Below are 10,274 nucleotides of genomic sequence, written 5' to 3'. Positions count from 1 at the left end.
ACGCTATATTGCGTCCCATTTAACACGATTAAGTAACTGATATGTAATTAAGCTCGCTTCTTGCCTTTGCTCGCTTTGAAACCTTGATGCGGAAAAACGTTGCGAATCCGCTGTTGGATTTTTTTGGGAACGTCCTTGGAGAAGCTCAAACGCATGCCGGTTCGTTGGCTATATACCTTCATTTCACCACTAAACGGATTGTGTTCACTAATATCTTGTAAGTTATGTTTGAAAGAAGGTGGTAGATGCCCTTTTACGTTACTGATATGGCCGTTATCAAACTTTACTTTTAGCACTGGTCTATCAACTGCGATCAACCAAAAGATTACGATGGCAGCAATTAAGATTACATATAACATTTGGCACTCCCTATCCTAGCTAGATAGCAATTTACTCAAATCCTCTTTGATCGAGGTAACTTTTTGACTCGCTTTTTCACTTCTCGATGCTTCAGAAAGTAGATATTCAATTGCGTCAGATAATGTACAACCGAGCTCGGTTGCTCTGCTAGAAAGCTTTTCCCAAACTCGATAATCTAAGTCAATGGACTTTTTCTTTGTATGGACTTGCTCTGCATTGAAATGACGCTTCCTTTTCGCTCGGATAGCCTGCTTGAGTTTGTTGTCCAACTCTTCTGACATGTGGTTTTCTATCCAAGCTAATACAAGCGTAGGTTCGTGTTCAAGGCGTTTTAGCTCTGCAACCGCGGCATCTGCTTCACTTGTATCAATATGTCGGGTAATCGCTTCACCATCTTTCCATTTCTTGATGAGATACTTCCATTTCCACCCACACTCTAGATTCTCAAGCTGCTGATATTTCATTTATTCTGACCCATAAACATAACCTAGTGACAGCGTAACCCAGATAATTTACTTGGGCAAATAAAACTCTTAGAAGTATCGATGTTGATCACTCATTTGTCTAAGTATTGTTCATTGAGTGTTGAATGCCGTGAGCGAACCAAATTGGTGCTAGGGTGTTATAGTCCATTTCGTTATAATGTCGGCAAGATTGAATTACGATGAATTTTAATGAACCAACTTAATTGGCAAGACGTAACACCTTCACTTGAGCAGTACGAAGCACTTTTAAAGTCTGCACCTTCGTTACCAAAGAAGTCTTTTACTGATCTTCAACCGAGGATGTCGGCAACGATATCTCGCTTTTCCAAAATGTCGGGATTGACACGCGTGCTACTCATTAACTGCGTCGATAATTCTGTCTATAGAGAGTTCATCAGTAAAGCTCTTCAGAGTCATTCTAACGCTGCGATTGTTTTGTCGGAATCACTTGATGCCAAACGTTTATTTGACCGTTACAGTGTTGATGTAAGTGGTGATATTGCCTTCCAACCTGGCTTGATTTCACAAGCTGACGACGGTTATTTGATTGTACCTGCTAATCTCATTCTGGCTAACCCGGGACTTTGGCCGAATATAAAGTCTGCAATTCAACAAAACCTTATCGAGCCACTGAACCTAAGCCCTACTCGCTTACCTACTTCAGTACCGCCATCTAAAGCTTATGATGTAAAACTAATTGTAACTGGGGAAAGAAGTCAGTTAGCAGAGCTAGAATATATCGACGAGGACTTTTGTTCAGGCTTTGCCATGTATACCGAAGTTGAAGAAGATATTCATTTGTCAGAGCAGAATTTGACAGATTACTTTGGTTTGGTGAACTGGATATGTTCTCAATATCAGCTGCCTCACTTAACGGAATGTGGCTTTAGAAGACTATTGCTAGCTGGTATGAGATTTACTGAAGATCAACATTATTTGCCGTTAGGTGTAATGTGGCATGCTCAACTTCTAACACTTGCCAGCCAGTTCAGTGATGGCCAAACATTAGATTACGAGTCATTAGATAAAGCGATTGACGACAAGTATTACCGCGAGTCCTATCTTCCTCAGCGTGCCGTGTACGATATTTTAGATGGCCAAGTCATTATTGAGACAACTGGGAAGCAAGTTGGTCAAATCAATGGCCTAACCGTCATCGATATGGCTGGACACCCTGTCAGCTATGGTGAGCCTGCCAGAATATCGTGTGTAATTCACTTTGGTGATGGCGATGTTTCCGATGTTGAGCGCAAAGCTGAACTTGGCGGCAATCTACATGCGAAAGGCATGATGATTATGCAAGCTTTCTTAAGCTCTGCTCTAAAATTAGATGAACCTCTGCCTTACTCTGCCTCGATCGTATTTGAACAGTCTTATAGTGAAGTTGACGGTGACAGCGCATCTCTCGCAGAACTTTGTTGCTTGGTGAGTGCGTTATCTGAATCTCCAATTAATCAACAAGTTGCGGTTACAGGAGCCGTCGATCAGTTTGGTCGAGTGCAAGCAGTCGGTGGCTTGAATGAGAAAATTGAAGGTTTTTATCAGGTTTGTAAACATCAGGGTTTTACGGGAAATCAAGGCGTTGTCATGCCGAAATCAAACCTTAAACACCTTGCATTACATAAAGATGTAATAGAAAGCATTAAAAATGGTGAGTTCCATATTTGGTCCGTCTCTACGGTAGATGAAGCTATTCCGATTGTTATGAATAAACCTTTTAGAGGCGAAGACGAGAGCATTATTGGCAAAATAGCGGAACGTATTGAAAACTTTGAAAGACATGAGCATCCAGAAGGAATTGTGCAGCGCATCAAAAACTGGTTTGTCTAGTACTGATCGGAGTTGTTTAGCGTACACGTGTTCACTAAGATGCAGCTATCAAAAATTGGAGTAATTGATAATGCAAAACAAACGTGATTCTTATAACCGTGACGATCTACTTGCTTCTAGCCAAGGGGAACTGTTTGGGCCTGGTTACCCTCAGCTTCCTGCGCCAAACATGCTAATGATGGATCGTATTACTAAAATGTCTGAGACAGAGGGCGATTTTGGTAAAGGTTTGATCTTGGCGGAATTGGATATTACTCCAGATTTGTGGTTCTTTGATTGCCACTTCCCTGGTGATCCAGTAATGCCTGGCTGTCTTGGCCTTGACGCGATGTGGCAACTTGTTGGCTTCTTCCTTGGCTGGGTTGGCGGTAAAGGTAAAGGTCGCGCTCTAGGTGTTGGTGAAGTGAAGTTTACAGGCCAAATCTTACCGACGGCGAAAAAAGTAACCTACGAAATCCATATGAAACGCGTCGTAAACCGTAAACTGGTAATGGGTTTGGCTGACGGTCGTGTATGCGTAGATGGCAAAGAAATCTACGTTGCGAAAGATTTGAAAGTTGGTTTGTTCCAAGACACTTCAAACTTCTAATCACGACTTTAATCGATTTATAAAGGCTCCTATTTAGGGGCCTTTTTGTTTGCCTAGTCTATAAATGTAGAAAAGGCTCCGTAGAGCCCTTTCGAATCCTTCTTTTTGTATGTGGAGAGTTTATTTGTAGAGACCAGATTGTCTTTCATCTCTGGCATCACGCCAACCACCTAACCAATACGACCGAGCATCAACTTGTTGATATGGGCAAGCCTCTTGAGACCTTCCATTCAACCCTGCTTTATAGCCTTGAGATTGAGCTCGTTCTAGGCGATCACGCTTTTGTCTCTTCATAGTTAATTCCTCATACAGGTCCATTTACTAACGTACAGCTGTTATTGTGAAACTTTGATGGAGTTTTTATGACTCCACTTATAAGAATCGATCAAGTTGAGTGATTTCTCAAGGCATAAAAAAAGCAGAGGCTCAAATGTGTGAGCCTCTGCTTGATTTAAAAATTACTGACGATTTTTGACTATTTTCTACGGAACCCAAACAATCCAAGCATGGTCAAAGCTAACCAACCAAGGCCTGCACCTTGACGCTCTGTTGTCGTTGAGTCAACGCTTCGAGACACAATGTCCTTCTCAGTCGCACCTGCAATAGGCACCAATTTTACGGCTACGATTTGCTCATCAGAACTACATGTCGCATTGTTTGCTGTTGTACTGTAACCGCCAGCACATTTCATCGCGGTACCAGAAATCACACCTGCATCGTTGATATCGGTTGCGTCAAGAATACGGAACTGGTTGTTTTGTTCAGAGTAGTCACCGCCATTAGTCAAACTATCTAGGAACCAAGCTTTTCCATTAAATAGTGTTGAAGCACGTTCACTAGTCTCACCACCTACACTATATGGGTAGATAAAACCGCGCTTACGACGTGGCTTACCATCGTCTTCACGTGTCGTTTCCGCATCGAGCTGTCCGACAATTTCATTGTAAGAGTTGATCCCGCCCATCTTACCGCCCGCACCGCTAAAGAAAATACCTGTAGTTGGGTAAAAAGCGTTAATAGAATCCTTACGAACATCATTTACGATAAAGAGACGATTTGGAGCAGAGCCCGTTGGCATTAGATATCCGCCGGAACGTTTTGCTTCACCAATAGCAACAAAATTTGAGTTAACATCGGTTAATCGTGAGTTTGTATGAACCGTATCATCACCTTCACGCTGTCTAGCTCCTACAACAACTTTGTTTTTCCAAGTTGCGTTTTCAACGCTACCTTCTGCCTCTAGGGTTCCGACAAAAACAGTAGCATTCAGATAGTTATCATCACTGTATGTGTTGTAACCCACGCCGTAAACTGTTGTTCCATCTGTGACAAGGTCACGCATGCTTCCTTGAGCCAGTCTTTCTCCATCTTTAGATGTGCCACTTGGCCAAGCCAACTCACTGACGGTTCCACTTTGATCCCAAATAGCTGCTTTCGATGTGTGGTGAGCGCCATTGGTATTGCTTGCTGTTCGAGATACACTACCAACGGTAAAAGTGCCATCGGTTTTCCAAGCGTGGCTTTGCACAACGCTTGCGTCGTTATCACCTGTAACAAAATTTGGTTCAATAGGTGCTACGACGGTATTTCTTGTTTCCAGTGTCGACTTGTTTTCACTGTTGACTTTACTTTGATTACCGACAGCGGCACCATCTTCGGTAAGCTGATTGATAACATTGTTATATTCATTTTTATAAGCAGCAGAATCGCCTTCTACAAATGCTAACGCATTAGAAGTAAAGTCTTTACTACGCTCTTTGTTCCATGGGGTCCAGTTTACAGAAGCCCAAGAGTCACAAGTCGAATAGCGAAGCTGGTTATAACAGTAACGTTCAAAATCTTTGAGTTCTTGGATGTAATAAAAGCCCGCATCCAATCCAAATGGAATTTCCTCACGATAGCTATTTCCATCCACGGCTTGTGTTGCTGAAATAGGTGTTGTGCGAGTTTCCATCGCAAGCTTAAATTGGTCTGGTGTACAGTTTGCTGCCGCATCAAAACAGCCCAAAGCGAAAGGGGAACCTGTTGAAGGATCTGTACCCGCATCACCTTGCTGAATTGCAACGCCGTAAGCCGTTTGGTAGTCACCGTTTGAACCATGATCTTGAGGTGAAACCTCAACCACTTGATACAATGCCGCCTGTGCGTTCATTGTGGTACCAACCATCATCGCAATGGCGGTCAATTTGAATTTATTACTACAATTCATTGAATTCTTAACTATCCTGTTGCATTGCTTCGAGTTCTTCCCATCTCTCGAATGCGATTTCCAACTCCTGCTCTAGTGCAGCAAGCTGTTCCAATACCGGCTGAGTTTGCTCTACAGGTTTAGCAAAGAACTCTGGATCGTTCACTTGCTCCTGAAGGCCCTCGATATCCGACTCTAATTGTTCTAGTTTAGCTGGTAGAGCTTCTAATTCTCTTTGCAGCTTATACGATAACTTCTTCGAGTTGTTCTTAGGCTGAGTTGTTTTGGGAGTTTCCTCAACCACTTTCTCTTTTTTCGCTGGCTTTTCAACCGCTTGACGAACCGCCAATACCTGTTCACGCTGCTGTCTTGCGTCGTGATAACCACCAACAAACTCTTCAATCACTCCGTTTCCTTCGAAGATCCAGCTTGTGGTAACGGTATTATCAACAAACTCTCGGTCGTGGCTAACTAAAAGCAACGTGCCCTGATAGTTGGCAAGCATTTCTTCTAAAAGTTCCAACGTTTCGATATCCAAATCGTTGGTTGGTTCATCAAGAATAAGTAAGTTGTTTGGTTTCAACAAGATACGAGCTAGCAGTAATCGGTTTTTCTCACCACCAGAGAGTGCCTTAACCGGAGTCCTTGCGCGCTTAGGTGCAAATAAGAAGTCTTGAAGATAACTCAGCGCATGACGCTGACGTCCCCCAACCATTACTTCTTGTTTCCCATCCGCTAAGTTATCGATCACTGTCTTTTCTGGATCCAAAATCTCTCGGTACTGATCAAAGTACGCGACTTCTAATTTTGTTCCGCAGTGTAAACGACCAGACTGCGCTTCCAATTGCCCTAATAGCAATTTAAGTACCGTACTCTTACCGCAGCCATTTGGTCCAATAAGTGCAATACGGTCACCGCGCATAATGTTAAAGCTAAAGTTGTCGACGATTGTCTTGCCTTCGTAAGCAAAAGATATGTTTTCTGCTTCAAATACAATTTTCCCTGAACGTGAAGCATCATCGATATTAAGGTTAACTTTGCCTTGGACATCCCGGCGATCGCGACGCTCTTCACGAAGTTTCTTCAATGCGCGTACACGACCTTCATTTCGAGTTCGGCGTGCTTTAATGCCCTGCCGAATCCAAACTTCCTCTTGAGCAAGCTTTTTGTCGAATTCAGCATTCTGCATTTCTTCAACGCGGAGCATCTCTTCTTTTTCTTCTAGGTAGTTGTCGTAGTCACCAGGGAAAGAAGCTAATTGCCCGCGATCTAAATCAACAATGCGTGTTGCCATTGATTTGATGAACGCACGGTCGTGAGAAATAAAGATGATCGAGCCTTTGAAGTCTTTTAAGAAGTTCTCTAACCATTCGATAGTTGTTACATCAAGATGGTTTGTTGGCTCATCAAGAAGTAATACGTCAGGGTCACAAACCAGCGCGCGAGCTAAAGCAGCTTTACGCTGCCAGCCACCGGATAAATCGGTCAGTTTAGTTTCTGGGCTTAGTTTTAAAGCACCAAGTACGTTCTTAACACGGTCATCAAAGCGCCAAGCATTAGAATGGTCAAGCTGCTCTTGAACCTTGGCTAAACGGTTGATGTTTTTCTCACTCGGGTCTTGAGCAACAAGATCGAGAAGATCGTGATAGATCTTCAGTTGTTCGCCGATTTCAGCCAAACCGCCAGATACGTATTCGTAAACCGTACCCTCTTGATTACGCGGTGGATCTTGTTCAAGTCGAGAAACAACGACGTCTTGAGTGATTTGAATCTTGCCGTCGTCCAACAAAATGTCGCCGGCAAGCACTTTCATTAACGTGGACTTACCTGCTCCGTTGCGACCCACTAAACAAACGCGTTCGTTTTCTTGAAGAGCGAACTCCGCTTTGTCCAGTAATGGGTGGTCACCAAATGCAAGTTGTGCGTTATGAATGGTAAGTAATGCCATTATTATCCAACCAATGTGTGAGTTGTTCTAAGTCAAACGGCCAGTTCAACTCAGAATCTTGATACTTTAATACGGGTATTGTGACGCCGTAACGAGAAAACAGTGCATCATCGAACGCAATATCAATGATATCTGTTTGCTCGGCCAAACCAATTTGGTCTACTAGAGCAAATGCCATCTCACAAAGATGGCATCCCTCCGTGCTATACAATATCAGCACGTATTAATCCTTTTGTTTATACTACGCGTGCGTTACTAACCAACAGTTATGAATCTGTTTATTACGCGCAAAATCTAATGGTAACGTTTGAGAAGAAATATTCTGAGCCTTCAAACCAAGTTCGGCCAGCGACTCTTCATCCATCTTGAAGTGGCGCTTGTTATTAGAGAATACGATAGTGCCTCCACTTCTTAGTAAACGTTTAAGATTCTTCATCAGTTTAATGTGGTCACGTTGTACATCGAATGATGTTTCCATACGCTTAGAGTTAGAGAACGTAGGTGGATCAATAAAGATCAAGTCGTACTCACCTTTCGCGTTTTCTAGCCATTGCAAACAGTCTGCTTGTTCATAGCGATGCTGACGTCCTACACAACCGTTAAGCTGCATATTGTCTTTCGCCCAGTTCAAGTAGGTATTTGACATATCAATAGTCGTTGTGGAACGAGCGCCACCAACCGCTGCGTGAACCGTCGCACTCCCAGTATATGCAAACAAGTTTAAGAAATCTTTACCTTGCGCCATTTCACCTAAGCGACGACGAGTGATCTTATGATCCAAGAACAAGCCAGTGTCTAGGTAGTCATGAAGGTTTACGATCAGCTTCACACCGTACTCGTTTACTTCAAGCGTCTCTGATACCTGACCTAATTTTTGGTACTGGCTTCGACCTTTCTGCTTCTCACGAACTTTCAGTACAACTTTGTTCGCTTCGACACCAGTCACCTGAATCGTCGCACGGATAATGTCCGTTAGACGACGCTTGGCTTTTTCTTCAGGGATGTTCTTAGGTGCTGCGTACTCTTGAATCACAATTTGATCGCCGTATACGTCGATCGCTACGTTGTATTCTGGAAGGTCTGCATCGTAGATACGATAGCAGTCTAGTTTCTCTTTACGCGCCCACTTGCCAATCTTGCCAATGTTTTTCTTTAAACGATTTGAAAAGTCTGGTGCGATTTGAACATTAGTATCAGCCCCCTTCACTTCATCAGCACTGCGCTCTGCAATACTGTAGTTCTTTTGGTGACAAGGTAACGCACCATTATTCAATTTAAACTGTTTATCAGCACGCATACGAAGACAGCTCAGAAGCTCGTCTGAACTCGAGAAGATAGAGGCTTTACATCCACCAAACTCAGATTTTAGCTGTCCACCAAATGCGGTGTAGAGCGCAATTAGCCCCGGCTCAGTTCCTAGACGTTCACCGTAAGGTGGGTTTGAAACGATAACACCGTGTTCGAATCCTGCAGGACGAGTAATGGTTGCTGCATCACCTTGTGCAAACTCAATCAATTCTTCAACGCCTGCTCTGCGCGCGTTTTCTTGAGCAACTTTTAATACTTTGAGGTCGTTATCGAATCCAAAAAACTTAGCGTCAACTTTCTTGACACCTCGTCTAGCTTGAACATTAGCCTCTGATTTAATCTCTGCCCAAGTCTCTGGTTCAAAGTCTTCCAACACTTCGAAACCCCATTGCTTTCGCTTAACGCCAGGAGCCATGTTGGCAGCCATCATCGCAGCTTCAATAAGCAAAGTACCTGAACCGCACATTGGATCGAGTAATGGTTGATGCCCATCCCAGCCACAACGCATGATAATCGCAGAAGCAAGCGTTTCACGTAACGGGGCACGACCCGATTCTGGTCGGTAGCCACGTTGATGCAAACCACTGCCTACCATATCGATCCCAAGCAACGCTTTATCTTTATGCAAACGAACGTGGATACGAACATCTGGGCGTTCTTTACTGATGTTGGGACGCGGCAATCCTTTATTTTCAAAGCAATCTACGATGCCATCTTTGACTTTCATCGCACCGTACTGGCTATTTCTGATCTCACGGTTTGTGCCGTTAAAGTCCACAACAAAACGTTTAGAGCTATGAAATTGGTTAACCCAGTTAATAGCAGATGTAGATAAATACAAGTCCATGTCGTTGTTACACGTGAACTCAGATAAAACACGTACAAATCGAGACGCTAAACGGCTCCACAAACAACAGCGATAAACCTGTTCGTTTGTCGCTTTAAATTTTACGCCTGCCTGTACTGGTTTCGCATTTTCAATGCCTAGTTTAGTCAGTTCTTCAACAAGCAAATTTTCCATGCCATTTGAAGTTACCGCGAGATATTGATTCATAGTGTTCTTTCGCTGATAAAAAATGGCTTCAATTATACCTGACTTTACGATCAATGCCTCGTTTTTAAAGGAATTTCCCCACCTGTTAGTTCAAATCATCACCAACAAAATGATCTGAAACTTTCAACATCTTCAATTTGAGTGTTTTTTATTCACGAACGAAATTTTGTTCCCTTGGAAAGAAGTGAATACTTATTTACATTGATTTTGGTATATACCAGGCAATGATTATTGATGTAAGTTACTTACATTTTTGCCTTATGGGGGAATAAATGGGGTTATTTTAAGCGCTAGGTTGCCTAGTTAAGGGAGTCATCAGATTGAAATAAGTAAAATAAAAGTGACCAGCTTCATGTTTGCATGCATAGAAAACATACAGTTTCATGGCTGATGGGGCTCTAGTATCAAAGGAAAGGACAAAAAAAAATCGACCTAACGAGGTCGACTAATGCAAACAAAGGAACGAAATAAAGAAAAAATTAAACAGGTTTACCCCACCATTGCCATAGGGG

General features: G+C 42.9%; 9 protein-coding genes. 2 read left to right on the top strand and 7 right to left on the bottom strand.

Features of this window, described 5'->3' with window-relative positions:
• Positions 1-47: 47 nt before the first annotated feature.
• A complete protein-coding gene (locus CAG69_RS10555) occupies positions 48-359 on the bottom strand; it encodes a DUF3634 family protein (protein ID WP_005396496.1) in 312 nt (103 codons plus the stop codon).
• Positions 360-374: 15 nt separating this feature from the next.
• Entirely contained in the window at positions 375-824 is a 450-nt protein-coding gene (gene matP / locus CAG69_RS10550; protein WP_053807434.1) for a macrodomain Ter protein MatP, read from the bottom strand.
• A gap of 210 nt (positions 825-1,034) precedes the next feature.
• Between matP and CAG69_RS10545 the strand changes: the two genes are divergently transcribed.
• On the top strand, positions 1,035-2,675 hold the full coding sequence (locus tag CAG69_RS10545; protein WP_161444117.1) for a S16 family serine protease: 1,641 nt from the start codon (positions 1,035-1,037) through the stop codon (positions 2,673-2,675).
• A 70-nt stretch (positions 2,676-2,745) separates the two neighbouring features.
• Complete coding sequence (gene fabA, locus CAG69_RS10540) at positions 2,746-3,264, top strand: bifunctional 3-hydroxydecanoyl-ACP dehydratase/trans-2-decenoyl-ACP isomerase (protein WP_005396499.1); 519 nt, start codon at positions 2,746-2,748, stop codon at positions 3,262-3,264.
• A gap of 120 nt (positions 3,265-3,384) precedes the next feature.
• Here the strand turns inward: fabA and rmf are convergent, their stop codons facing one another.
• From rmf to rlmKL, 5 genes are all read right to left on the bottom strand, one after another.
• Positions 3,385-3,558 carry a ribosome modulation factor gene (gene rmf, locus CAG69_RS10535; protein ID WP_005377453.1) on the bottom strand — a complete coding sequence of 58 codons (174 nt, stop codon included), beginning with the start codon at positions 3,556-3,558 and terminating at the stop codon, positions 3,385-3,387.
• A 181-nt stretch (positions 3,559-3,739) separates the two neighbouring features.
• Positions 3,740-5,473, bottom strand: coding sequence for a DUF3466 family protein (locus tag CAG69_RS10530; RefSeq protein ID WP_161444115.1), 1,734 nt, complete (start codon positions 5,471-5,473; stop codon positions 3,740-3,742).
• Between the two features lie 7 nt (positions 5,474-5,480).
• The gene (locus CAG69_RS10525; protein ID WP_006743219.1) at positions 5,481-7,400 is read right to left on the bottom strand and encodes an ABC transporter ATP-binding protein; all 1,920 of its coding nucleotides are present in this window, start codon (positions 7,398-7,400) and stop codon (positions 5,481-5,483) included.
• On the bottom strand, positions 7,378-7,620 hold the full coding sequence (locus CAG69_RS10520) for a glutaredoxin family protein (RefSeq protein WP_074190119.1): 243 nt from the start codon (positions 7,618-7,620) through the stop codon (positions 7,378-7,380). Before CAG69_RS10520 ends, CAG69_RS10525 begins: the two co-directional genes overlap by 23 nt.
• Positions 7,621-7,641: 21 nt before the next feature.
• A complete protein-coding gene (rlmKL, locus tag CAG69_RS10515; protein WP_161444113.1) occupies positions 7,642-9,762 on the bottom strand; it encodes a bifunctional 23S rRNA (guanine(2069)-N(7))-methyltransferase RlmK/23S rRNA (guanine(2445)-N(2))-methyltransferase RlmL in 2,121 nt (706 codons plus the stop codon).
• Positions 9,763-10,274: the final 512 nt, after the last annotated feature.

Source organism: Vibrio sp. V43_P6S15P86 (assembly GCF_009904725.1).
Taxonomy (GTDB): domain Bacteria; phylum Pseudomonadota; class Gammaproteobacteria; order Enterobacterales; family Vibrionaceae; genus Vibrio; species Vibrio diabolicus.
Note: the sequence above shows the minus strand (reverse complement) of the source record. Positions and strands in the feature narration are given on the sequence as shown.